This window comes from Cupriavidus sp. 01L415 (assembly GCF_056400065.1).
Genome location: NZ_JBFTSP010000006.1, coordinates 39,614 through 61,998, shown reverse-complemented (window position 1 = coordinate 61,998; position 22,385 = coordinate 39,614). Strand labels below are relative to the sequence as shown.

Genomic DNA, 22,385 nt, shown 5'->3' with positions numbered 1-22,385 from the left:
CACGTTCAACCCGCGTATCCAGACCGCCGCGCCATGACCTGGCGCGGCGGCTTCGCAAAGGGAAGTTCATGAGCAAGAACCCGATTCCGCAGGACCAGATCCGACAATCTCAAGTACTGGTGGTGGGCGACATGATGCTCGACCGCTACTGGTTTGGCGACGTCGAGCGCATTTCGCCCGAGGCTCCCGTGCCCGTCGTGCGGATCAAGCGCAGCGACGAGCGCCTGGGCGGCGCCGCCAACGTGGCGCGCAACGCCGCCGCGCTGGGCGCAAGAGTGGGAATGCTGGGCGTGGTGGGCGACGACGAGCCCGGACGCACGCTGGAGGCGCTGCTGGCCGAAAGCCATGTGCAGCCTTACCTGCATCGAGATGCCAGCCTCAACACCACCATCAAGTTGCGTGTGGTGGCGCACCAGCAGCAGTTGCTGCGTGTCGATTTCGAGAATGCGCCGGCGACGGAAGTGCTGGCTTCGGTACAGGATCGTTTCAACAGCCTGTTGACGGACTACCGGGTGCTGGTGCTGTCCGACTATGGCAAGGGCGGCTTGACGCATGTAGGCCGCATGGTCGACGCCGGTCGCGCGGCGGGCTGCGCCGTGCTGATCGATCCGAAGGGCGACGACTATTCACGCTATCGCGGTGCCACGCTGATTACGCCCAATCGCGCCGAGATGCGTGCCGTCGTCGGCGCCTGGAAGACCGAGGCCGACCTGACGATCCGTGCGCAGAACCTGCGCCGCGAACTCCAACTGGAAGCCCTGCTGCTCACGCGGTCGGAAGAGGGCATGACGCTCTACACCGAGGCGGAAGTCTTGCATGTCTCGGCCCAGGCCCGTGAGGTCTATGATGTATCGGGGGCTGGCGACACCGTGATCGCCACGCTGGCCACCATGATCGGCGCAGGTGTGCCGCTCAAGGAGGCCGTCCAGCACGCCAACCGTGCCGGCAGCATCGTCGTGGGCAAGCTGGGTACCGCCGTTGTCACTTATTCCGAACTGTTCGGCGCTGCCTGACGCGCGCCCATCGCCCCTGTATCCATCATGACCATCATCGTGACCGGCGCCGCCGGCTTTATCGGCAGCAACCTCGTCAAAGGCCTGAACGAACGTGGCGAGACGAATATCGTCGCCGTGGACAACCTGACGCGCGCCGAGAAATTCAACAACCTCGTTGACTGCGAAATTGCCGACTACCTGGACAAGGAGGACTTCGTCGCCCGCTTTGCGCGCGGCGATTTCGGTAAGGTGCGTGCGGTCTTCCATGAAGGCGCCTGCTCCGACACCATGGAGACCGACGGCCGCTACATGATGGACAACAACTACCGCTACACGCTGGCGTTGATGGAAGCATGCCTGGAGCAGGGCACACAGTTCCTCTACGCGTCGTCGGCGGCGACGTATGGTGCGTCGACAATGTTTCGCGAGGACCGCGAGTATGAAAAGCCGCTGAATGTCTACGGCTACTCCAAGTTCCTGTTCGACCAGGTGGTGCGCCGTCGATTGCCGTCGGCGCATTCGCAGATCGTGGGCTTCCGCTACTTCAACGTGTACGGACCGCGTGAATTCCACAAGGGCCGCATGGCATCCGTGGCGTTTCACCACTTCAATCAGTTCCGCGCGGAAGGAACGGTCAAGCTCTTCGGTGAGTACAACGGCTACGCGCCCGGCACGCAGAGCCGCGACTTCGTCTCCGTCGAGGACGTGGTCAAGGTGAACCTGCATTTCCTGGACCACCCGGAAAAATCCGGCATCTTCAACCTGGGTACGGGTAGGTCGCAGCCGTTCAACGACATCGCCATGTCGGTCGTCAACGCGCTGCGCGAAATCGACGACAAGCCGCCCCTGACGCTGGAAGAGCTGGTGCAGGAAGGGCTGGTCGAGTACGTCAAGTTTCCCGATGCGCTGCGCGGCAAGTACCAGTGCTTCACGCAGTCCGATGTGTCGCGGCTGCGCGCGGCCGGATACACCGCGCCGTTCCTCACGGTCCAGGAAGGCGTGTCGCGTTACTGCAAGTGGTTGCTGGAACGCAACGCCTGAAGCCGTTTCGGACGTTCCCGACCCTAACCGCAACAAGCCGATTGCGGTCCGCCACACAACCGCGCGGGGGTTGTGAACCTTTGTGGCAAGCCGTTTCCGACGGCTGCGCACGCTCCTATCCTGACTGTCCCTCACTGCCATCCCGGCGGTGGGGCAGTCACCAGAAACGGAAAGGAGTCACCCAGATGCGCAAGTCTTCTGATCATCGTTCGTTCAATACTTCCCTCTTTCGATGCATTCGCCGCGCGGGCGCGGTCCTGGCCATGTCGGTCGCGATCACCGGCACGGCCTACGCCGAGGTTGACGTCAACGCGGCCGACGAGGCGGCGCTGACCGCGGTCAAGGGCATCGGCCCGGCCACCGCAAAGCGCATTGTCGAAGAACGCGGCAAGGGTGGCGCGTTCAAGGATGCCAACGACTTGGCAGACCGCGTGCCGGGCGTCGGGCCCAAGTCCGTGGCCAACCTGCAGGAAGCCGGGTTGTCATTCGGCAAGACGGCGGCGACAGCGGCGGTAGCCCGCAAGGACACCAAGCCGGCGCCGAAGGCCCAGCGCTGACGCCAGCGCCTCGCTCCGGGGTCAACATCCCGGGGCTGGTATGCGTTGTGCTTGATTGACGGCCGGCGCCACCCCGCCGGCCGTCTCGCAGTACGCGAACGCGCGGAGTATCATGCGCAACGCTGCTGGCGGCAGCGCCTGCCGCATCGCGTAATACAGCAATTCCATCCAACAACGACACCACGAATGGACCGGGCCTGTGCAGGCCTGGTCATTGAAAGGGAGAGAAAAACATGGCGAATGGCGAGGACGCGGGATTCCTGCCGACCTGGCGGCTCAAGACCGAGGGCGTGATCGGTCCGGATGAGCGGTTACCCGCCGGGCAGACGCTGCTGGCCGGGGTCCAGCATGTGGTGGCGATGTTCGGTTCGACCGCCATCGCGCCGATCCTGATGGGCTTCAATCCGAATATCGCCATCCTGTTCTCGGGCATTGGCACGCTGATCTTCTTCCTGTGCGTGCGCGGCCGGGTGCCAAGCTACCTGGGGTCGAGCTTCGCGTTCATCGCCGTGGTGATTGCGGCCACGGGCTACGCGGGTAGCGGCCCCAATCCGAACATTCCCGTCGCGCTGGGCGGAATCATTGCGGCCGGCGCCGTCTACACCGTTATCGGCCTGATCGTCCAGGCGGCAGGCTATGCGTGGGTGGAGAAGCTGATGCCGCCGGTGGTAACGGGCGCCATCGTCGCCGCCATCGGCTTGAACCTGGCCCCGGTGGCCGTCAAGGCCGTCAGCGGCGCGCCGCTGGACACCTGGATCGGCCTGCTGACCGTGCTGGCCGTGGGACTGATCGCCGTGCGCGCGCCTGGCATGGTGGGCCGACTGCCGGTGCTGCTGGGCGGACTGGCCGGCTATGTCGCGTACTACGTCACCACCAACATCATGGGCCTGGGCAAGGCTATCGATTTCTCTGGCGTGGTCGCGGCCGGCTGGTTCGGCCTGCCGGCGTTCGCGGCGCCGGTGTTCGTGCCGAGTGCGATGCTGCTGATCGCACCGGTCGCCATTGTGCTGGTGGCAGAGAATTTGGGCCACATCAAGGCGATCGGTGTGATGACGGGACGCAATCTCGACCCCTATATCGGCCGCGCCTTCATCGGCGATGGCGTGGCGACGATGCTGTCCGCCACCGGGGGTGGCACCGGCGTGACCACCTACGCCGAAAACATGGGCGTGATGGCCGTGACGAAGATCTATTCGACACTGATCTTCGTGGTGGCGGCCGCGGTGGCCATCCTGCTGGGATTCTCGCCCAAGTTCGGTGCGCTGATCCTGACGATTCCCGGTCCCGTGATCGGTGGCCTGACAATCGTCGTGTTCGGCCTGATTTCGGCCACCGCTGGCCGGATCTGGGTGCAGAACCACGTGGATTTCTCAAGCTCTCGCAATCTGATCACCGTAGGTGCCACGCTGACCGTGGCGGCCGGCGATCTGACGCTCAAGCTGGGTGGCATGACGCTGGGCGGCATCGGGACGGCCACCTTCGGTGCCATTCTGCTGTATCACCTGCTGGGCAAGGGCCGGACCGAAGAGCAGAGCCTGACGCACTGACCGGCGTCTGGCGGGGGCGGGTGCAATGCCCGCCCTGGCGATGCGGGTAACGTGGGTGCATTACAATGGCCTGCGAAAACTGACTCTCCCCGCACCATGGCCTACAAAACGATTGAAGACACCATCGGCAATACGCCGCTGGTCCGACTCCAGCGCATCCCCGGCGCCGCCATTGACGCGCGCGGCAATACGATTCTCGGCAAGCTCGAAGGCAACAATCCGGCTGGTTCCGTCAAGGACCGCCCGGCATTGTCGATGATCCGTCGTGCGGAGGAGCGTGGCCGCATCAAGCCCGGCGATACGCTGATCGAGGCGACTTCCGGCAACACCGGCATTGCCCTGGCCATGGCCGCCGCCATCCGCGGCTATCGCATGGTGCTGATCATGCCCGAGGACCTGAGCCTGGAGCGCCGTCAGAGCATGGCGGCCTACGGGGCGGAGATCATCCTCACGCCAGTCAAGGGCGGCATGGAATACGCGCGTGACCTCGCGGACGCCATGGAGCGCGAAGGCAAGGGCGTGATCCTCGACCAGTTTGCCAATCCGGATAACCCGCTGGCCCACTACGAGACCACCGGACCGGAAATCTGGCAGGAAACGGAAGGCCGCATCACGCACTTCGTGTCGGCAATGGGTACCACCGGCACCATTACCGGTGTCTCGCGCTACCTGAAGGAAAAAAATCCCGCGATTCAGATCATCGGTGCCCAGCCGGCCGAAGGCTCGCGTATTCCCGGCATCCGCAAGTGGCCGGAAGCCTACCTGCCGAAGATCTACGATCCGAAGTTCATCGATCGCCAGGAGCCGGTGAGCCAGGCCGATGCCGAGCACATGGCCCGGCGCATGGCGCGCGAGGAGGGCATTTTCTGCGGGATCTCGGCCGCCGGCGCGCTGTGCGTGGCGCTGCAGATTGCCGAGGAAGTGGAGAATGCCACGATCGTGTTCGTGGTCTGCGACCGTGGCGACCGCTACCTGTCGACGGGCGTTTTCCCGGCCTGACAGCCCGAGCGGGCGTACCCGATGAGCGGGTGATGGTCTTGCTGACCGACGCCTGCCGAACGAAGTCAGCGGCCGCCGGGTCGCCCAGTCAGTTCAAACTGCCCGCGCCATGCGGGCAGTTTGCTTTTCGGGCTCGTCAGCCCATCAGCCCATTGCCGCCTTCACTGCCTCACCCAGTTGATATACCGCCAGCGCGTAGAAGAAGCTGCGGTTATAGCGGGTGAGCACGTAGAAATTGCGCAAGCCGATCATGTACTCGGTCGGCTGGTCGGGCGTGGGCAGGTCGACGACCAGTACGCCGGTTTCGCCTTCACGGTTGACGTCGATGGGCTCGTCCACGCGCAGGCCCGCACGTGTCAGCTGATTCAGCGTGCGGGTCGGCCACGGTTCGCCATCCGCTGCGGCGGTGGCGATGCTCCGGCTGCCGTCGTCGCCGGCGATGCGCCAGACGACCGGACGGCCCTGTTCCCAGCCATGCAGCTGCAGGAAGCGACCCACGCTGCCGATGGCGTCGGTCGGGCTGTTGCGCAGGTCGACGCGGCCGTCGTTGTCATAGTCGATCGCGTACTCGCGCAGGCTGGTCGGCATGAACTGCGGAATGCCGACAGCACCAGCGAACGAACCCAGCACTGAGTACACGTCGGTCTTTGTCTCGCGGCACCAGAGCAGGTAGTCGGCCAGCTGGTCACGGAACAGTTTGGTGCGTGATTCGCGGTTGGGCGTATCGGGATAGTCGAAGGCCAGCGTGGAAAGGGAGTCGAGCACGCGGAACGTGCCCATGTCCCGCCCGTAGATGGTTTCCACGCCGATGATGCCGACGATGACCGATGCCGGTACGCCGAACTCGGCCTCCGCGCGGCGAAGCGTGTCGCGGTGCTGCTGCCAGAAGCGGACACCGGCGTTGATGCGGATCGGCTCGATGAAGCGCGAGCGATACGCGCGCCAGCTCTTCTTGCCCGGCGTGGCCGGCGGCATGATCAACCGGGACACCGTGGCCGAATACACAGCCTGGCTGAACCACGTGTCGAGCTCGGCCCGCTGAAAACCGTGGCGTGCCACCATGTCGTCGATGAACGCGCGGGTTTGCGGATGATTCTGATAGCGGCCCGGTTCGATTTCTTCCTCCCGGACGCTCACGCGGCGTTTGCCGGCGGCGAGGAGCTGAGGAGAAACGCCGCACAGGCCCAATGCGGCAGCGGTGAGTGCGGCGCCCATCAGCGGGCGGCGCAAGGAACGCTGTTTGTCGGTCATGTTGTCCTTTGCAAGTCGCACCGAGTATAGCGGATGGCATGGACGCCACGGCTCGCATCCCGGCCCATATCCCGGTCCACGCAGGCCCGGCACGTCCTGTGCTAACGTAACGTTTGGAGACAAACTTGACCCACAACGACAATGCCAACGGGCTACTACACACACCCGGCGTTCCTGTTGCACGAGATGGGACATTTCCATCCTGAGTGCCCGGAACGACTGCAGGCGATCGAGGACCATCTGATCTCGCATGGGATGGATGGCCTGCTGGACCGGCGCGACGCCCCGGCCGCGACAGAAGAGCAGATCGAGCGGGTGCACCGGCCGGACTATGTGGCCAGCCTGGCCACTGTGAGTCCGGCCAGCGGCTACCATCCGATCGACCCGGACACGACGATGAACCGCCACACGCTGACCGCCGCCACGCATGCGGCTGGCGCGGCGGTGGCGGCCACCGACGCCGTGATCGCCGGCGAGCTGGAGAATGCGTTCTGCTGCGTGCGGCCGCCGGGACACCATGCCGAGCCCGATCGCGCGATGGGGTTCTGCTTTTTCAATAACGTCGCGATTGCCGCCCGACATGCGCTGGCGGCGCACGGACTGGCGCGCGTGGCGATCATCGATTTCGACGTCCATCACGGCAACGGCACCGAGGCCGCATTCCGCGGCGATCCACAGGTGCTGATGTGCAGCTTCTTCCAGCATCCGTTCTATCCGTACAGCGGCACGGAGCATATCGCCTCCAACATGTCGAACATCCCGCTGCCGGCCTATTCCAATGGCATGGCGGTACGTGAGGTAGTGGAGACGATCTGGCTGCCACGCCTGCATGAGTTCAAGCCGGAGATGCTGTTTATCTCCGCCGGCTTCGATGCGCACCGGGAGGACGACCTCGGGCAGATGGGGCTGGTGGAGCAGGACTACGCCTGGATGACCGAGCGGCTGGTCGAGGTGGCGCGTGCCTATGGCAAGGGCCGCATCGTCAGTTGCCTGGAAGGGGGCTACAACCTCAGCGCGCTGGCCCGCAGCGTCCTGGCTCACCTGAAGGTATTGGTGGAGGGCTGATCACGCGGTGGATGGGGCGGAAAATGAGATGCCAAGGCCGCAATTTGTGGCGAATTGGCGTCCAAAAGCCACGCTATATGCCGTCAGCGCATAAAGCCCTCGAAAAATTCTCGTTTGAGGTATGAAGCGGATCGCATAAAATGCGGGCTTCAGAAAAATAATGAGCGGCAACAACGCAGGAGACCCCGCGCTGTTGCCGTTTTCTTTTCCTCTTTCCATGATCGAACTGCAAGGACTCTCGCAGCGATTCCCCGGCGGGTCGGGGGAAGTGCATGCACTGCGGGACGTCAGTCTCTCCATCGCGCCTGGCGAGGTCTTCGGCATCATCGGCCGTAGCGGCGCCGGCAAGAGCACGCTGGTGCGTGCCATCAACCTGCTGAACAGGCCGACCAGCGGTCGTGTGATCGTCGACGGGCAGGACCTCACCACGCTCGACAACGGCGCGCTGCGCGAGGCTCGCCGCGAAATCGGCATGATCTTCCAGCACTTCAACCTGCTGTCGTCGCGTACCGTCTATGACAACGTGGCGCTGCCGCTGGAGCTTGCAGGCAAGTCGCGCGACGAGATCGCCGCGACGGTGCTGCCGCTGCTGGAACTGGTTGGCCTGTCGGCGCTGCGCGACCGCTATCCCGCGCAGATCAGCGGCGGCCAGAAGCAGCGCGTAGGCATCGCCCGCGCGCTGGCCAGCAAGCCGAAGGTGCTGCTTTCCGACGAAGCGACCTCGGCGCTGGATCCGGAAACCACGCGCGCGATCCTGGATCTGCTCAAGCAGATCAATCGCGAGCTGGGCCTGACCATCGTCATGATCACGCACCAGATGGAAGTGATCAAACAGGTCTGCGATCGCGTGGCCGTGCTGGAAGCCGGGCAGGTGGTGGAGAGCGGCCGAGTGATCGACGTTTTCCTGCGCCCGCAGCACGAGGTCACGCGCGCGATGATCGGCGACGTGATCGCGCAGGAACTGCCGGCGAGCGTGCTCAGGCGCGTGGAAAGCCGCCTCGGCAACGGTCGCGACCATGTCTATCGCCTGGCCTTCACGGGCGATAACGTGGACCAGCCGGTGCTGGCCCAGGCAATCCGCCAGCACGGGCTGGACTTCAACATCCTCCACGGCCACATCGACGAGATCCAGGGGCAGGCCTTTGGCTCGCTGGCGATCATGGCGACGGGCGAACCGGCCGCCGTGCGCGCGGCCATGGACTATCTGCAGGCGCAAGGCGTACTGGTGGAGGAGATCGAACATGTGGTCTGAAATGTTTGACCTGTTCCTGGCCTCGTTCGGCGAGACCCTGCTGATGGTGAGCATCTCCGGTGTGGTGGGCGCGCTGTTTGGCGTGCCGCTGGGCGTGCTGCTGCATTTGACCAACCGTGGCGGCGTGGTGTCGCATCCGCTGTTCAACCGCACGATCGGTGTGGTTGTGAATGCGGTGCGCTCGATTCCGTTCATCATCTTGCTGGTGGTGGTGATCCCGTTCACGCGCTTTATCGTCGGCTCGTCGATCGGCACGACCGCGGCCGTGGTGCCGCTGACGATCGCCGCGATTCCGTTCATCGCGCGCCTGGTGGAAGCCGCGCTGCGCGAAGTGGACAAGGGTCTGGTGGAAGCCGCGCAGTCGATGGGCGCCACCACCGGGCAGATTGTCTGGAAGGTGCTGCTGCCCGAGGCCATGCCCGGCATCGTGGCGGGCCTCACCATCACGTTCGTGAGCCTGGTTGGCTATTCGGCCATGGCCGGCGCCATCGGCGGCGGCGGGCTGGGCGACCTGGGCATCCGCTACGGCTACCAACGCTACATCACCGAGGTCATGGTCGCCGTGGTGGTGATCCTGATCGTCTTCGTGCAGGCCGTGCAGAGCTTTGGCGACTGGCTGGTCCGCCGCATCAGCCACCGCTGACTACGTCATTCCACATACATAACAGGGAACAAGGGGTACATCGAAATGCAACGTCGCAATTTGCTCAAGACCGCCATCGTGGCGCTGGGTGTGGTGGTGTCCGCTGGCGCCTTCGCGCAAGACAAGCCGATCAAGGTTGGCGTGACTGGCGGCCCGCACGCCCAGATCATGGAGCAGGTGAAGAAGGTGGCGGCCAAGGATGGCCTGAACATCCAGGTGGTGGAATTCAGCGACTACATCCAGCCGAACGCGGCGCTGGCCGCTGGTGACCTGGACGCCAACAGCTACCAGCACCTGCCGTACCTGGAAGCCCAGATCAAGGATCGCGGCTACAAGTTCACGCACATCGGCTTCACGGTGACGTTCCCGATGGGTGTCTACTCGAAGAAGGTGAAGTCGCTCGACCAACTGAAGCAGGGTGCGCGCGTGGGCGTGCCGAATGACCCGACCAACGGCGGCCGCGGCCTGCTGCTGCTGCAGGCGAAGGGCGTGATCAAGCTTCGCCCGGATGCCGGCCTGAAGGCCACGCCGCTCGACATCGTCGAGAACCCGAAGAAGATCAAGATCGTCGAACTGGATGCCGCGCAACTGCCGCGTTCGCTGGACGATCTGGACGCCGCCGCGATCAACGGCAACTACGCGGAATCGGCCGGCCTGTCGCCGACGCGTGACGCAATCGCCACGGAAGGTCCGAAGGGTCCCTATGCCAACCTGATCGCCATCCGCGAAGCCGACAAGAACAAGCCGTGGGTCGCGAAGCTCGTGAAGGCCTACCATTCGCCGGAAGTGAAGCAGTACATCGCGAACACCTACAAGGAATCCGTGATCACCGCATGGTGATTGCCGCCGGGCAGGTTTTCGAGGTTTTCATCCAAACTCTGTGCGCGCAGGGCATCCTGCGGCACAATGGGTGAACTTTTTATGGATTGCCGGGCTATGCCCGGCAATTCTTTGCCTATAAAATAGTACGATCGTTCGAAAAACAAAAGCGCCGCCACCCCGGTGGTTATAATGGCGAGCGATTCAAATCTTTGGACTATCAGCTATCAGTGGAGTGAGCGCATGAAAGTACTCGTCGCAGTCAAGCGGGTGGTGGACTACAACGTCAAGGTCCGCGTGAAGTCGGATGGCACGGGCGTCGACCTGGCCAATGTCAAGATGAGCATGAACCCGTTCGACGAAATCGCCGTGGAAGAGGCCGTGCGCCTGAAGGAAGCTGGCGTCGTCACCGAGGTTATCGCCGTGTCGTGCGGCGTGACGCAATGCCAGGAAACCCTGCGCACCGCGATGGCCATTGGCGCCGATCGCGGCATCCTGGTGGAGTCGAATGAAGACCTTCAGCCACTGGCCGTGGCCAAGCTGCTCAAGGCCCTGATCGACAAGGAGCAGCCGCAACTGGTGATCCTGGGCAAGCAGGCTATCGACGATGACTCGAACCAGACGGGCCAGATGGTGGCTGCGCTGGCAGGCCTGCCGCAAGCGACGTTCGCCTCGAAGGTGGTCGTGGCCGATGGCAAGGCATCGGTGACCCGTGAAGTCGATGGCGGTCTGGAGACGCTGTCGGTCAAGCTGCCGGCCGTGGTGACCACCGACCTGCGCCTGAACGAGCCCCGCTACGTGACGCTGCCGAACATCATGAAGGCCAAGAAGAAGCCGCTGGACATCGTGAAGCCGGAAGACCTTGGCGTTGACGTCAAGCCGCGCCTGGCCACCGTCAAGGTGGTGGAGCCTGCCAAGCGCAGCGCTGGCGTGATGGTGCCGGACGTAGCCACGCTGGTGCAAAAGCTGAAGTCTGAAGCCAAGGTTATCTGAGCGCGGGGAGAGAAAACATGACTGCACTCGTCATTGCTGAACACGACAATCAATCGATCAAGGCCGCCACGCTCAACACCGTGACGGCGGCTGCCCAATGCGGTGGCGATGTCCACGTGCTGGTGGCCGGCTCGAACGCCAAGGCTGCCGCCGATGCCGCCGCGAAGATCGCCGGCGTATCCAAGGTGCTGCTGGCCGACGCCGCCTACTTCGGCGACGGCCTCGCCGAGAACGTGGGCGAGCAGATCCTGGCCATCGCCAACGACTACTCGCACATCCTGGCCCCGGCGACCGCCTCGGGCAAGAACATCCTGCCGCGCGTGGCCGCCAAGCTGGACGTGGCCCAGCTGTCGGACATCACCAAGATCGATTCGCCCGACACGTTCGAGCGCCCGATCTACGCGGGCAACGCGATTGCCACCGTGAAGTCGTCGGACAAGATCAAGATCATCACCGTGCGTGGCACGGCGTTCGACCCGGCTGCCGCCGAAGGTGGCTCGGCTGCCGTCGAAGCGCTGCCGGCCGTGGCCGATGCAGGCCTCTCGCAATTCGTGTCGCGCGAAGTGACCAAGAGCGACCGTCCGGAACTGACCGCTGCCAAGATCATCGTGTCCGGTGGCCGTGGCGTGGGTTCGGGCGAGAACTACACCAAGGTACTGACCCCGCTGGCCGACAAGCTGGGCGCCGCCCTGGGCGCGTCGCGCGCGGCCGTGGACGCTGGATTCGTGCCGAACGACTACCAGGTCGGCCAGACCGGCAAGATCGTGGCCCCGCAGCTGTACATCGCCGTGGGTATCTCGGGCGCGATCCAGCATCTGGCCGGCATGAAGGACTCCAAGGTGATCGTCGCGATCAACAAGGACGCGGAAGCCCCGATCTTCTCGGTGGCAGACTACGGCCTGGTGGGTGACCTGAACACCGTGGTGCCGGAGCTGGTGGCCGCACTGGGCTGATGCCCGACCGGCCGGGGCAGACCCGGCCGGCAAGAACAAGAGAAATTGAGCCGTTCCGGGCGCGTCCCGCGAGCGGCTTTTTTACAAACTCTGGAGACATCGATGACCTACCGTGCACCGCTCAAGGACATGCTGTTCGTCATGAACGAACTGGCGAGCCTGGAAACCATCAGTCAGTTGCCTGGCTATGAGGACGCCACGCCGGACACGGCGCAGGCTGTGCTGGAAGAAGCCGCCAAGTTCAACGAACAAGTGTTGGCGCCGCTGAACCGCATCGGCGACACCGACCCGAGCAGCTGGAAAGCCGGCGTCGTGACCACCACGCCGGGCTTCCGCGACGCATTCCGCCAGTTTGGTGAAGGCGGCTGGCAGGGCGTGCTGCACCCGGTCGAGTTTGGTGGCCAGGGTCTGCCCAAGCTGGTGGCCACGCCGTGCAACGAGATGCTGAACACCGCGAACCTGTCTTTCGCACTGTGCCCGTTGCTGACCGATGGCGCGATCGAAGCGCTGCTGACCGCCGGCACCGAAGCGCAACGGACAACGTTCCTGCCGAAGCTGATCTCGGGCGAGTGGACGGGTACGATGAATCTGACCGAGCCCCAGGCCGGCTCGGACCTTGCCGCGGTGCGCACCCGCGCCGAACCGCAAGGCGATGGCACGTACAAGGTCTTCGGCACCAAGATTTTCATCACCTATGGCGAGCACGACATGGCGGACAACATCGTCCACCTCGTACTGGCGCGCACGCCGAACGCGCCGGAAGGCGTGAAGGGTATTTCGCTGTTTATCGTGCCGAAGTTCCTCGTCAATGCGGACGGCAGCGTTGGCGAGCGTAACGACGTGCATTGCGTGTCGATCGAACACAAGCTCGGCATCAAGGCCAGTCCGACGGCCGTGCTGCAATTCGGCGATCACGGCGGCGCCATCGGCACGCTGGTGGGCGAGGAGAATCGCGGGCTGGAGTACATGTTCATCATGATGAACTCCGCGCGCTTCTCGGTAGGTATGCAGGGGATCGCGGTGTCCGAGCGTGCCTATCAGCAAGCGGTGGCCTTCGCGCGCGAGCGCGTGCAGAGCCGCCCGGTCGATGGGTCGGCGCGTGAAGCCGTGACGATCATTCACCATCCGGACGTCAAGCGCATGCTGATGACGATGCGGGCACTGATCGAGGGCGCGCGCTCGGTCGCCTACGTGGCGGCCGCCGCGTGCGACACCGCGCACCAGCATCCGGACGAGGCCGTGCGCAAGCAGAACCAGGCGTTCTACGAGTTCATGGTGCCAGTGGTGAAGGGCTGGAGCACGGAGCTGTCGATCGACGTGACCAGCCTGGGCGTGCAGGTGCATGGCGGCATGGGCTTTATCGAGGAAACCGGCGCTGCGCAGCACTATCGCGATGCCCGCATCCTGCCGATCTACGAAGGCACGACGGCGATCCAGGCCAACGACCTCGTCGGGCGCAAGACCGTGCGCGACGGTGGCGCCGTGGCGCGCGCGATCTGCGCGCAGATCGCCGAAACCGAAGCTGCGCTGGGCAAGCACGGCGGCGCGGCATTCACTGCGGTGCAGGGGCAACTGAAGAAGGGCCGCGAGGCGCTGGAAGCCGTCGTGCGGTTTGTTGTCGACAACGCCAAGGGGGACCCCAACGCCGTGTTCGCGGGCAGCGTGCCGTACCTGAAGCTGTGCGGCATCGTCTTCTCCGGCTGGCAGTTCGGCCGCGCGATGCTGGCAGCGGATGCCCGGCGCGGTGAAGATCCGGCGTTCTACGATGCCAAGATCGCCACGGCGCATTTCTTCGGCCAGCACATCCTGTCGCAGGCATCGGCATTGCGTGACGCCATCGTCGACGGCGCCACGCCGGTCAATGCGCTGACGGCGGATCAGTTCTGACGTAAAGCCGTTCTCGCTTCAAAAGAAAACGAGGCAGTCATCGCGACTGCCTCGTTTTGCATCTGGCGTTTGATCTCGGAGCGTGTGCCAGCGGAATTGGTGCCAAACCGGAAACACCGTGCATCCCTGGAAGGCCCTACCGTCACAACCGGAGGTAATCTAGGATTGACACGGGTTGTACCGTAGTCTTGCCAACATCGACGTGCGTCACGAAGATCGTCGTGACTTGGGGTACCGGCCCGATCGGCAGCAAAGGTCCAGGCGCAGCGCGCCTTGGCAAGTGAGGCTTCGACGAATGGATATCAGCGTCGGAGCGCTCGTCACTGAGCTCGAGAACGCAACATGGACAACGAGAAGCTGCAGCCTCCCCCGCTTTCCCTCCTCGACAGGTATCGGGGCCGGGATTTTGAGCCACTGTACACAACGACCGTCACCGTTTCCGGCGGCGAGACCGGACACGGTCGGGCATCTGGCGTGGCCCGTTCCGATGACGGGAATCTTGTCGTGGATCTGCGGTTGCCCGAGGAGCTCGGAGGGCCTGGCAATGGGACCAATCCCGAGCAGTTGTTTGCCGCGGGCTTTGCCGCTTGCTTTCACGGCGCGCTGAACTTGCTTTGCAAGCGTGTCAACATGGAGAGCAACGATACCTCTGTGGAGGTGCAGGTGTCGTTCGGCCGTGACCCCATGGATGGAGGCTACGCATTGCTCATCGATGTCCGAGTCCGGGTGCCGGGCGTTGAGCGCCACGTGGCGGAAGAGCTGGTTCGAAATGCCGAGCGCTTGTGCCCCTACGCAAAGATGGCCCGGCAAGGGACCGTCAATGTCGTGGCCGTTGTGGACTAAGAGGTGGCTTCAAACTGAAGCGAAGCGGTTCTGGTTCGGATATTCGGCATCGACATGCTCCCTGCTAGGAGCGGATGCCGAACAGGCCGTGCCAGAACGAATCGAAGGCGCCGGGGTGGCGCCTGGGTCGCGTCCCGTCGTCAGCGTTTGACGCCGCCGCGCCAGCGGGCGCCTTGGCCTCAGCCGCATCCGCAGCCAGCTCACTGGCCCGCCGCGACTCCTGCAAGGCCCATACGCTGTCCGCGATGCGTCCCGCCAGTTCCGCCTCGCAATCCCGGCCGAGCAGGACGCCGAAGAGGACGTCGCGATGGTGGCCCTCGCCGGCAAATCGCATCGCGATCGCCACCATCTTCTCGTAGTGTTCCTGTTCGATGCGCTGGGCTTCGCGTTGCGCCTCGCGTTCCTGTTCTTCCTGCGCCGCGTGTTCAGCCTCCCAGCGTCGCATCTCCTGCTCGAATACCTCGTCGTAGACGCGGCGCTGCTCGGCATCGGAAAGAATGGAGTAGGCATCGCGGATTTCCTGGAACGCAGCATGCGCTTCCGCCTCGCGGCCAAGGTTGCGGTCGGGGTGCCACTTCATGGCCGCGCGGCGGTAGGCGCGCTTGATCTCGTCCAGAGTGGCGTCCGCTTGCACGCCGAGGGTCGTGTATAGGGTAATCATGAGCCGATGAGGCGACTGCGGGGAGGGCGTTCATCCTAGCACGGGGTGACTTGGCGGCATGACCGCCGCAGCGTCGAGATGGTTCTGCACTGCAAAAAACGCACTGATGCGCACATCGAAGTTCGCCGCAAGTCTCTTCGCATTTGGCGCGTGCGCTTGGCGCCATGCAGATCGACGAAGCCGCTTTTATCTGGCCGGCCGGCTGCCTGCGAGATAGCCGACCACGAGCCGGACCAGTGCATCTTCAAACGCCGGCTGGTTCAGCATGGCGACATCCTGCCGTAGTGCCGCACGCAGAACGCCCATCACGGCGCGTCCAAGCACGAAGGCCTGCATGGCGTCGAGCGGTTCGGCGTGCGCGTCCAGCGGCGCACGCCAGCCCAGGAGCAGGCCCTGCGTCATGGCGTCGATCTGGGCATCGATCGCGCCTGCCTGCCCGCTGCGCGCCATGATCTCAAGCATCTGCTCACGGGCCCGCATGCGGCCGCCGAAGGCGCCGAGGATGGCGCGCACGGCCATCCGGGCGCCTTGATGAGGTGCCGCATCCGTTGCCCGCGCAGCATCCGCGCGAGCTTGCATTTCGGCGCGCAGCCGCTCGAAGGTCTGCTTCATTTCGCGTTTTGCCAACGCCAGGAGCAAGGCTTCCTTGTTTGGAAAGTACTGATACAGCGTGCCAATGCTGATGCCGGCCAGCTCGGCGACGCGGTTCGTCGTGAAGCCCTGCAAACCGTCCTGCTCCAGGATGCGGATCGCCGCCTCGAACATGAGTCCAATCTTGTCCAGGGCGCGCTGCTGACTGGGTTGGCGCCGCGCAGGACCTTGTTTAGCAACGTTTTTCTCTGGCATGAGGGTGGGCGGAGAAGGCGAGTACAAGAAACTGAGCTTTGTTCATATTATCGCCATACCGCTGCAATGCGCGACTCTTGTCGATCCGTCCCGAGACTTCATGGTTCCCTCGAAAATCTTGTTGTGGGCGCTGCCCGTCGTTTTCCTGCTCTCGCTGGCCGAGGCGATCGCGCTGACGCTCCGCGCGCGGTTCTCCGGCGTCGAGCCGTTTGACTGGCGGGCCATGGGCGTCAGCCTGTTCGATCAACTCGTGCGGCATTTCATCCTGGCCGTGCCCATCTCGCTGGCCGCGCCGGTATTCGCCCTTGCCTGGCAACATCGCGTCGCGACGATCACGCTGGGGCCGTGGTGGACCTTTGCGGTGCTCTTCGTCGGGCAGGAGTTCTGTTATTACTGGTTCCACCGCGCCGCGCACCGCGTGCGCTGGTTCTGGGCCACGCATGCGGTCCACCATTCGCCGAACCAGCTGAATCTGTCGGCCGCCTATCGGCTGGGCTGGACCGGTCGACTCACCGGCTCCACGGTGTTCTACACGCCGCTGGTCTGGCTGGGATTCGAGCCCCGGCTGGTGCTGACCATGCTGGCGCTGAATCTGCTGTACCAGTTCTGGATCCATGCCACCTGGATCCCGCGTCTGGGCTGGCTCGAGAAAATCCTCAATACGCCGTCCGCGCATCGCGTGCACCACGCGTCCAACCTGCATTACCTGGATGCCAACTATGGCGGTGTGCTGATTCTGTTCGACCGGCTATTCGGGACGTACATCCCGGAAGACAAGAACGAGCCGTGCATCTACGGCCTGGTCAAGCCGGTCACCAGCTATAATCCGCTGGTGGTGGAGCTGTCGCAATGGGTTGCGCTGGGCCGCGATTTGCTCGCGGCGCGATCGTTGCGGGAAGTCATCGGCCTGCTCTGCATGCCTCCGGGATGGCGTGCCAATGGCGAACACGAAACCACCGAAGCGTTGCGCGCCCGCGCCGGCCTCGCGGTCTCGACCCTGCCGGCGCCATCGCAGGCCGCGCTGGCGGAGGTGCAGCGGCTTCCGGGATAGCTCCTCCGCGATTGTTCGACGGGGGTGGAGAAAACAAAGGGCGACCCGCGGGTCGCCCTTTCTCGTTCCTGCTGTCGGCGCTCAGGCCGGCATCGGACGCGGCACGCCTTGCATGCGCGCCGGCTTGCGATAGCGGTCGACCGAAAGGTCGTCGGCGCGAATTGCCGGCCGCGTGCCGGAAACCAGGTCGGACAGCAGCTGGCCGGAGCCGCATGCCATCGTCCAGCCCAGCGTGCCGTGCCCCGTGTTCAACCACAGGCCGCGAATGCCGGCAGGGCCGACCACCGGCGTGCCATCGGGCGTCATCGGACGCAGGCCAGTCCAGAACGTGGCGCGGCTCACATCGCCCGCGCCCGGGAACAGGTCGGTCACCACATGTTCCAGGGTGCGGCGCTTGGCCGGATCCAGCGACCGGTCATAGCCGACGATCTGCGCCATGCCGCCCACGCGGATGCGGTCGTCGAAGCGCGTAATGGCGACCTTGTACGTTTCGTCGAGCACCGTCGACACCGGGCTGCGCGACGCATCGGTCATCGGCACGGTGATGGAAAAACCCTTGAGCGGATACACCGGCAGGTTCGACAGGCCCGGCAGCACATGCTTCACGAACGGCGTGGACCAGCTGCCCAGCGCCACCACGACGGCATCGGCGAACATCGGCTGGCCGGCCACCAGGGCGCCGGTCACGGCGTCGCCTTCGGTCAGCAGGCCGTCAATCGAACGGCCATAGAGGAACTGCACGCCGATGGATTCGGCCATGGCTGCCAGCCGCTGGGTAAACAGCTGGCAATCCCCGGTTTCATCATTCGGCAGGCGCAAACCACCGGCCAGCTTATGGCCGACGGCGGCAAGCGCCGGTTCGCTCGCGGCGAGTTCCTCGCGCGAGAGCAACTCGTAGGGCACGCCTGCGTCCTTCAGCACGGCGATATCCTTAGCCGCGCCTTCCATCTGCTCGGCGGTGCGGAACACCTGGAGCGTGCCTTGCTGGCGGCCTTCGTAGGAAATACCGGTCTCGGCACGCAGCGCGCGAATGCAGTCGCGGCTGTATTCGGCCAGGCGAACCATGCGTTCCTTGTTGACCGCGTAGCGGTCGGCCGTGCAGTTCTGCAGCATTTGCCACATCCACTGCAACTGGAACAGCGTGCCGTCAGGTTTGATGGAGAGAGGAGCGTGCTCCTGGAACATCCACTTGATGGCCTTGAGCGGGACCCCAGGGGCCGCCCACGGCGACGCGTAGCCCGGCGAGATCTGGCCGGCATTGGCAAAGCTGGTGCCGAGCGCGGGCGCTGCCTCGCGATCGACCACGATCACTTCGTGACCGGCTCGGGCCAGATACCACGCACTGGTGACGCCGATGACGCCACTGCCAAGAACGAGAACGCGCATTTTCGGGGGCTCCCAACTGCAATGTCAGGGTAATAAAGGATTCGTATCTATACTATTGACTTCCAAGCAGTCATAGTTATCGAATTTATCTCGAAAACAGGAAAAAATCATGAGAACGAGTCGTCAGCCAGTACGGACCCTGGATCGGCTGGATCGGAAGATCCTGACGGTGCTGCAGGCGGACGGACGGGTGTCGATGAAAGATCTGGCGGAGACCGTGGGACTGACCATTACGCCGTGTATCGAGCGCGTGAAGCGGCTGGAGCGCGACGGTGTCATCATGGGCTACTACGCACGACTGAATCCGGCGTTGCTGGGCAGCGCGTTACTGGTGTTCGTCGAGATTTCGCTGGGCAACAAATCAGGCAACATGTTCGAGCAGTTCCGGCGCGAGGTACTGCGCATTCCGGAGGTGCTCGAGTGTCATCTGGTATCGGGTGATTTCGACTACCTGATCAAGGCGCGCATCCGCGAGATCGGCGAGTACCGCCGGCTGCTCGGCGATATCCTGCTGCAGCTGCCGGGCGCCGCGCAGTCGAAAAGCTATGTGGTGATGGAAGAGATCAAGGAGACACTGGCCATCTCGGTCGAAGAGAAAGAGCGGGGCCAGCAAGGCTTGGCATGAGCGAACAGCGGCGCGACCAGACACGCGAAGAGAGGGATCGGAACGACCGCGACGACGACGGCCAGGGCCAGCGTCGACCAACGGCGGCCCGCAAGGGGCGAGGCGCGGTCAGCAACCTGCAGGGGCGCTTCGAACGCGATCAGCGCGAGGCGTTTGACGATGGCTGGGCGTCGGCCGACGAAGATGTCGTGCACACGGATGAGGATGCTGCGGCAGCGGATGCGATCGAGTCGCCGCCGGCCCGCCTGATCACGCAGGTGACCACGGAGCAGGCGCGCTCGATTCTTACGCACAATGCATCGCCGGACATTCCGTTCGATGTTTCACTGAATCCCTACCGAGGGTGCGAGCACGGCTGTATCTACTGCTTCGCGCGGCCGACGCACGCGTATCTCGACCTGTCGCCAGGTCTGGATTTCGAGACGAAGCTGTATGCCAAGACCAATGCAGCCGAGCGACTGCGCGAGACCCTGGCGCGGCCCTCCTATCGGTGCGAGACCATCGCGCTGGGCGTCAACACCGACGCCTACCAGCCCATCGAACGTGAGCAGCGCATCACGCGCGGCATTCTCGAAGTCCTGCACGAGACCAACCACCCGGTTGCCCTGATCACCAAGTCATCACTGATCGAGCGCGATATCGATTTGCTGGCGCCGATGGCGGCCCAGCGCCTGGCCGTGGCCGCAGTCACGATCACCACGCTCGATGCCAGCATCGCCCGCACGCTGGAACCGCGCGCCGCCACGCCCGCACGCCGGCTGCGCACGATCCGTACGCTGACGGACGCTGGCATCCCGGTTGGGGTCAGCGTGGCGCCGGTCATTCCTTTCATTACGGAACCCGACATTGAGCGGGTGCTGGAAGCCGCACGCGAAGCCGGTGCGGTGTATGCGAACTACATCGTGCTGCGCCTGCCGTGGGAAGTGCGTCCGCTGTTTCAGGAATGGCTGCAGACGCATTTCCCCGACCGTGCCGAGCGGGTGATGAACCGCGTGCGCGAGATGCGGGGCGGCAAGGACTATGACGCCGACTACGCCTCGCGCATGCGCGGCACGGGTATCTGGGCGGATCTGATGCGGCAGCGCTTCTACAAGCTGGCGGACCGGCTCGGCTATCGCTATAACCGGTTCGAACTCGACACGTCGCGCTTCAAACCGCCCCCAAGGCCCACCGGGCGGCCGAAGTTGGCCGACGATGCGCAAGGCTCCTTGTTCTGAGTGCCACTATCGGCCTGTTGGTCGCCGATCATGCGGCATGCGAGTTCCAGTGCCGCCTTTGCACTGGCCACCGGCAGGCCTGACGACATGGCCAGCCTGACGGCGATTGCCGCCAGACGTCCTTCCTCATAGCTCGGCCGTTCCATCTGCAGCTCCTTTGCATCGTCCTGTCACGACAGGGCAATGCCACGTGACCATCGGGCTCGGACCTAAGCAGTATGGGCGATTTGCACGGCGGGAGGAGGGTCCCCCCGATCCCAATAGGGTGGCGATCCGAAATAAGCGGCAAAGAAGTCCACGAAGGCGCGCGTCTTGGTAGGCACCAGGTGGCGGCTGGGATACACCGCCCAGATCGAGACGACTGGCAGCACCGGATACTCGTCAAGCACGGTGACGAGTTCGCCGCGACGCAACTGGCCGGCGACGTCCCACGTGGATTTGAGCGCGATGCCCATGCCCGCCAGGATGGCGTCGCGGATGACCTCGCCGTTGTCGACGCGGAGGTTGCCGCGCACGGCAACGGAGGTCTCGCCGACCGGGGTATCGAAGCGCCAGGTGGCCTGGTCGCCAAGCACCAGGCAGTTGTGATGGCGCAGGTCTTCCGGGTGGCGTGGCGTGCCGTGGCGGGCGAGATAGGCGGGTGAAGCGTAGATCGCGCGGTGACTGGGCGCGAGCGGGCGCGCAACAAGCGTGGAATCTGGCAGGGCACCCATCCGCAGCGCCACGTCGATGCCGGCATCGACCAGCCCCACGACCTGATCGGTCAGGCGAAGATCGAGTGTGATGCCGGGGTACTTGGCCAGGAATGCAGGAATCGCCGGCGAGACATGCTGCCGGCCAAACGATGCCGGGACGGTGACGCGCAACTGGCCGTACGGGGCGTCCGCTCCTCGGCCAACGGATTGGGCGGCCAGGTCGGCGGTTGCCAGCAGTTGTTCGGCGTGCTCGAGGAAGCGCTCGCCGTCACCCGTGAGCGAAAGCCGGCGCGTGGTCCGGTGCAGCAGGCGGGTGCCGAGCTGTGCTTCGAGCCTGCCCAGACGCGCGCTGGCGGTGGACGTCGAGAGTGCCAGGTCGCGTGCGGCGGCGGAGAGATTGCCCAGGGCGGCCGCGCGCACGAAGACCGCGATATCGAGCAGGTCGAAGTGCATCGGCGATGCGTTCGCGGACGTGAGCGGGGCTGAGTGACTGCGAGGTTACTGTGAAAGGGCCTTGGCGGCCTCGACCTGCGATTCGAAGAAGGTCTGGAAGCTGATGGCCAGGCCGGCCATCAGCAGGCCGGTGCCAATCAGCAGCGACAGGATGACCAGGATCACGACTGGCCAGCCCGAGCGCGTGGGTTTGCCGTGCGGGTTATAACGCGCGTCCCATCTGTCATCAGGCCGCAGGCCGAAGACGATCGCGGTGAGGAACGCGCTGATCAGCGAGGTACCGCCGACGACCGCGAAGGTCCAGTTCAGCGCCGTGCTGCCGGCGCCGGTGACGAGCGAGGCAATGCCGATCGCACCGGCCAATGTCCCCAGCAGATGGGCCCAGCCAAACTTGTCGCCCAGGCCTTTCAGGTAAAAACGATGCACACCGAGGCTGCCGAACAGAAAGGCGAGCGCGACGGTGATCAGCTTCGATTTGCCGCCGGCAGGGCGGGCGGATTCTTCGGTAAGGGCGGGGGCTTGGCTGGCGGCTGGCATCGTGGGCTGGCGATCGACAGGATAGATCGGAGGGAACCGGTGGATGCCGACGGCATCGGCGCACATTGT

23 protein-coding genes are annotated in these 22,385 nt (G+C 64.4%); 16 read left to right on the top strand and 7 right to left on the bottom strand.

Annotated features, from left to right (window positions below):
- The first annotated feature begins 68 nt into the window (after window positions 1-68).
- The 5 genes from rfaE1 (at window position 69) to cysM (ending at window position 5,139) form a co-directional block, all read left to right on the top strand.
- On the top strand, window positions 69-1,013 hold the full coding sequence (gene rfaE1 / locus AC1DOX_RS13255; RefSeq protein WP_441619751.1) for a D-glycero-beta-D-manno-heptose-7-phosphate kinase: 945 nt from the start codon (window positions 69-71) through the stop codon (window positions 1,011-1,013).
- 27 nt (window positions 1,014-1,040) lie between these two features.
- Window positions 1,041-2,036: an ADP-glyceromanno-heptose 6-epimerase gene (gene rfaD / locus AC1DOX_RS13250; RefSeq protein ID WP_092136464.1), complete on the top strand. Its 996-nt coding sequence runs from the start codon at window positions 1,041-1,043 to the stop codon at window positions 2,034-2,036.
- A gap of 185 nt (window positions 2,037-2,221) precedes the next feature.
- Window positions 2,222-2,593: a ComEA family DNA-binding protein gene (locus tag AC1DOX_RS13245; protein ID WP_441619749.1), complete on the top strand. Its 372-nt coding sequence runs from the start codon at window positions 2,222-2,224 to the stop codon at window positions 2,591-2,593.
- 233 nt (window positions 2,594-2,826) lie between these two features.
- On the top strand, window positions 2,827-4,140 hold the full coding sequence (locus AC1DOX_RS13240; RefSeq protein ID WP_441619747.1) for a solute carrier family 23 protein: 1,314 nt from the start codon (window positions 2,827-2,829) through the stop codon (window positions 4,138-4,140).
- 96 nt (window positions 4,141-4,236) lie between these two features.
- Entirely contained in the window at window positions 4,237-5,139 is a 903-nt protein-coding gene (cysM, locus tag AC1DOX_RS13235) for a cysteine synthase CysM (RefSeq protein WP_092136470.1), read from the top strand.
- A 144-nt stretch (window positions 5,140-5,283) separates the two neighbouring features.
- Here cysM and mltB read toward each other — a convergent pair whose 3' ends face one another.
- Complete coding sequence (gene mltB, locus AC1DOX_RS13230; RefSeq protein WP_441619745.1) at window positions 5,284-6,390, bottom strand: lytic murein transglycosylase B; 1,107 nt, start codon at window positions 6,388-6,390, stop codon at window positions 5,284-5,286.
- Between the two features lie 141 nt (window positions 6,391-6,531).
- On the opposite strand from mltB, the gene AC1DOX_RS13225 reads away from it, so the two are divergent.
- Window positions 6,532-7,455: a histone deacetylase family protein gene (locus AC1DOX_RS13225; protein ID WP_441619743.1), complete on the top strand. Its 924-nt coding sequence runs from the start codon at window positions 6,532-6,534 to the stop codon at window positions 7,453-7,455.
- On the opposite strand, the gene AC1DOX_RS13220 is transcribed toward AC1DOX_RS13225, so the two are convergent.
- A complete protein-coding gene (locus AC1DOX_RS13220) occupies window positions 7,456-7,674 on the bottom strand; it encodes a hypothetical protein (protein WP_477114037.1) in 219 nt (72 codons plus the stop codon). It lies immediately after the preceding gene.
- On the opposite strand from AC1DOX_RS13220, the gene AC1DOX_RS13215 reads away from it, so the two are divergent.
- The 7 genes from AC1DOX_RS13215 (at window position 7,673) to AC1DOX_RS13185 (ending at window position 14,845) form a co-directional block, all read left to right on the top strand.
- Entirely contained in the window at window positions 7,673-8,707 is a 1,035-nt protein-coding gene (locus AC1DOX_RS13215) for a methionine ABC transporter ATP-binding protein (protein ID WP_441619860.1), read from the top strand. The genes AC1DOX_RS13220 and AC1DOX_RS13215 overlap by 2 nt on opposite strands.
- The gene (locus tag AC1DOX_RS13210) at window positions 8,697-9,350 is read left to right on the top strand and encodes a methionine ABC transporter permease (protein ID WP_092136478.1); all 654 of its coding nucleotides are present in this window, start codon (window positions 8,697-8,699) and stop codon (window positions 9,348-9,350) included. The genes AC1DOX_RS13215 and AC1DOX_RS13210 overlap by 11 nt, the downstream gene beginning before the upstream one ends.
- A gap of 45 nt (window positions 9,351-9,395) precedes the next feature.
- The gene (locus AC1DOX_RS13205; RefSeq protein ID WP_441619741.1) at window positions 9,396-10,190 is read left to right on the top strand and encodes a MetQ/NlpA family ABC transporter substrate-binding protein; all 795 of its coding nucleotides are present in this window, start codon (window positions 9,396-9,398) and stop codon (window positions 10,188-10,190) included.
- Window positions 10,191-10,412: 222 nt separating this feature from the next.
- Window positions 10,413-11,162: an electron transfer flavoprotein subunit beta/FixA family protein gene (locus tag AC1DOX_RS13200; protein ID WP_092136482.1), complete on the top strand. Its 750-nt coding sequence runs from the start codon at window positions 10,413-10,415 to the stop codon at window positions 11,160-11,162.
- A gap of 17 nt (window positions 11,163-11,179) precedes the next feature.
- Complete coding sequence (locus AC1DOX_RS13195; RefSeq protein ID WP_441619739.1) at window positions 11,180-12,115, top strand: electron transfer flavoprotein subunit alpha/FixB family protein; 936 nt, start codon at window positions 11,180-11,182, stop codon at window positions 12,113-12,115.
- Window positions 12,116-12,217: 102 nt separating this feature from the next.
- Window positions 12,218-14,002, top strand: a complete 1,785-nt coding sequence (locus AC1DOX_RS13190; protein ID WP_441619737.1) for an acyl-CoA dehydrogenase — start codon at window positions 12,218-12,220, stop codon at window positions 14,000-14,002.
- A 342-nt stretch (window positions 14,003-14,344) separates the two neighbouring features.
- A complete protein-coding gene (locus tag AC1DOX_RS13185; RefSeq protein ID WP_092136488.1) occupies window positions 14,345-14,845 on the top strand; it encodes an Ohr family peroxiredoxin in 501 nt (166 codons plus the stop codon).
- Window positions 14,846-14,909: 64 nt separating this feature from the next.
- On the opposite strand, the gene AC1DOX_RS13180 is transcribed toward AC1DOX_RS13185, so the two are convergent.
- Entirely contained in the window at window positions 14,910-15,506 is a 597-nt protein-coding gene (locus AC1DOX_RS13180; RefSeq protein WP_441619735.1) for a J domain-containing protein, read from the bottom strand.
- Between the two features lie 186 nt (window positions 15,507-15,692).
- Window positions 15,693-16,271, bottom strand: coding sequence for a TetR/AcrR family transcriptional regulator (locus tag AC1DOX_RS13175; RefSeq protein ID WP_441619733.1), 579 nt, complete (start codon window positions 16,269-16,271; stop codon window positions 15,693-15,695).
- A gap of 181 nt (window positions 16,272-16,452) precedes the next feature.
- Between AC1DOX_RS13175 and AC1DOX_RS13170 the strand changes: the two genes are divergently transcribed.
- Window positions 16,453-17,403 (top strand): sterol desaturase family protein, encoded by a 951-nt coding sequence (locus AC1DOX_RS13170; protein ID WP_441619731.1) that lies wholly within the window; start codon window positions 16,453-16,455, stop codon window positions 17,401-17,403.
- A gap of 81 nt (window positions 17,404-17,484) precedes the next feature.
- On the opposite strand, the gene AC1DOX_RS13165 is transcribed toward AC1DOX_RS13170, so the two are convergent.
- A complete protein-coding gene (locus tag AC1DOX_RS13165; RefSeq protein WP_092136496.1) occupies window positions 17,485-18,789 on the bottom strand; it encodes a D-amino acid dehydrogenase in 1,305 nt (434 codons plus the stop codon).
- A 109-nt stretch (window positions 18,790-18,898) separates the two neighbouring features.
- Here AC1DOX_RS13165 and AC1DOX_RS13160 point away from each other — a divergent pair, with 109 nt between their 5' ends.
- Complete coding sequence (locus AC1DOX_RS13160) at window positions 18,899-19,414, top strand: Lrp/AsnC ligand binding domain-containing protein (protein WP_092136498.1); 516 nt, start codon at window positions 18,899-18,901, stop codon at window positions 19,412-19,414.
- Window positions 19,411-20,631 (top strand): PA0069 family radical SAM protein, encoded by a 1,221-nt coding sequence (locus AC1DOX_RS13155; RefSeq protein WP_441619728.1) that lies wholly within the window; start codon window positions 19,411-19,413, stop codon window positions 20,629-20,631. The genes AC1DOX_RS13160 and AC1DOX_RS13155 overlap by 4 nt, the downstream gene beginning before the upstream one ends.
- 209 nt (window positions 20,632-20,840) lie before the next feature.
- Here AC1DOX_RS13155 and AC1DOX_RS13150 read toward each other — a convergent pair whose 3' ends face one another.
- Window positions 20,841-21,779: a LysR family transcriptional regulator gene (locus AC1DOX_RS13150; RefSeq protein ID WP_441619726.1), complete on the bottom strand. Its 939-nt coding sequence runs from the start codon at window positions 21,777-21,779 to the stop codon at window positions 20,841-20,843.
- A 45-nt stretch (window positions 21,780-21,824) separates the two neighbouring features.
- Window positions 21,825-22,316 (bottom strand): NINE protein, encoded by a 492-nt coding sequence (locus AC1DOX_RS13145; protein ID WP_441619858.1) that lies wholly within the window; start codon window positions 22,314-22,316, stop codon window positions 21,825-21,827.
- Window positions 22,317-22,385: the final 69 nt, after the last annotated feature.

What these genes read in the sequence shown, in the direction of transcription:
- mltB (WP_441619745.1), bottom strand. Translation starts at nt 6,390, where the DNA reads ATGACCGACAAACAGCGTTCCTTGCGCCGCCCGCTGATGGGCGCCGCA.
- rfaE1 (WP_441619751.1), top strand. Translation starts at nt 69, where the DNA reads ATGAGCAAGAACCCGATTCCGCAGGACCAGATCCGACAATCTCAAGTA.
- AC1DOX_RS13225 (WP_441619743.1), top strand. Translation starts at nt 6,532, where the DNA reads ATGCCAACGGGCTACTACACACACCCGGCGTTCCTGTTGCACGAGATG.
- cysM (WP_092136470.1), top strand. Translation starts at nt 4,237, where the DNA reads ATGGCCTACAAAACGATTGAAGACACCATCGGCAATACGCCGCTGGTC.
- AC1DOX_RS13180 (WP_441619735.1), bottom strand. Translation starts at nt 15,506, where the DNA reads ATGATTACCCTATACACGACCCTCGGCGTGCAAGCGGACGCCACTCTG.
- AC1DOX_RS13210 (WP_092136478.1), top strand. Translation starts at nt 8,697, where the DNA reads ATGTGGTCTGAAATGTTTGACCTGTTCCTGGCCTCGTTCGGCGAGACC.
- AC1DOX_RS13240 (WP_441619747.1), top strand. Translation starts at nt 2,827, where the DNA reads ATGGCGAATGGCGAGGACGCGGGATTCCTGCCGACCTGGCGGCTCAAG.
- AC1DOX_RS13160 (WP_092136498.1), top strand. Translation starts at nt 18,899, where the DNA reads ATGAGAACGAGTCGTCAGCCAGTACGGACCCTGGATCGGCTGGATCGG.
- rfaD (WP_092136464.1), top strand. Translation starts at nt 1,041, where the DNA reads ATGACCATCATCGTGACCGGCGCCGCCGGCTTTATCGGCAGCAACCTC.
- AC1DOX_RS13165 (WP_092136496.1), bottom strand. Translation starts at nt 18,789, where the DNA reads ATGCGCGTTCTCGTTCTTGGCAGTGGCGTCATCGGCGTCACCAGTGCG.
- AC1DOX_RS13200 (WP_092136482.1), top strand. Translation starts at nt 10,413, where the DNA reads ATGAAAGTACTCGTCGCAGTCAAGCGGGTGGTGGACTACAACGTCAAG.
- AC1DOX_RS13185 (WP_092136488.1), top strand. Translation starts at nt 14,345, where the DNA reads ATGGACAACGAGAAGCTGCAGCCTCCCCCGCTTTCCCTCCTCGACAGG.
- AC1DOX_RS13215 (WP_441619860.1), top strand. Translation starts at nt 7,673, where the DNA reads ATGATCGAACTGCAAGGACTCTCGCAGCGATTCCCCGGCGGGTCGGGG.
- AC1DOX_RS13150 (WP_441619726.1), bottom strand. Translation starts at nt 21,779, where the DNA reads ATGCACTTCGACCTGCTCGATATCGCGGTCTTCGTGCGCGCGGCCGCC.
- AC1DOX_RS13170 (WP_441619731.1), top strand. Translation starts at nt 16,453, where the DNA reads ATGGTTCCCTCGAAAATCTTGTTGTGGGCGCTGCCCGTCGTTTTCCTG.
- AC1DOX_RS13220 (WP_477114037.1), bottom strand. Translation starts at nt 7,674, where the DNA reads ATGGAAAGAGGAAAAGAAAACGGCAACAGCGCGGGGTCTCCTGCGTTG.
- AC1DOX_RS13175 (WP_441619733.1), bottom strand. Translation starts at nt 16,271, where the DNA reads ATGTTCGAGGCGGCGATCCGCATCCTGGAGCAGGACGGTTTGCAGGGC.
- AC1DOX_RS13205 (WP_441619741.1), top strand. Translation starts at nt 9,396, where the DNA reads ATGCAACGTCGCAATTTGCTCAAGACCGCCATCGTGGCGCTGGGTGTG.
- AC1DOX_RS13245 (WP_441619749.1), top strand. Translation starts at nt 2,222, where the DNA reads ATGCGCAAGTCTTCTGATCATCGTTCGTTCAATACTTCCCTCTTTCGA.
- AC1DOX_RS13195 (WP_441619739.1), top strand. Translation starts at nt 11,180, where the DNA reads ATGACTGCACTCGTCATTGCTGAACACGACAATCAATCGATCAAGGCC.
- AC1DOX_RS13155 (WP_441619728.1), top strand. Translation starts at nt 19,411, where the DNA reads ATGAGCGAACAGCGGCGCGACCAGACACGCGAAGAGAGGGATCGGAAC.
- AC1DOX_RS13190 (WP_441619737.1), top strand. Translation starts at nt 12,218, where the DNA reads ATGACCTACCGTGCACCGCTCAAGGACATGCTGTTCGTCATGAACGAA.
- AC1DOX_RS13145 (WP_441619858.1), bottom strand. Translation starts at nt 22,316, where the DNA reads ATGCCAGCCGCCAGCCAAGCCCCCGCCCTTACCGAAGAATCCGCCCGC.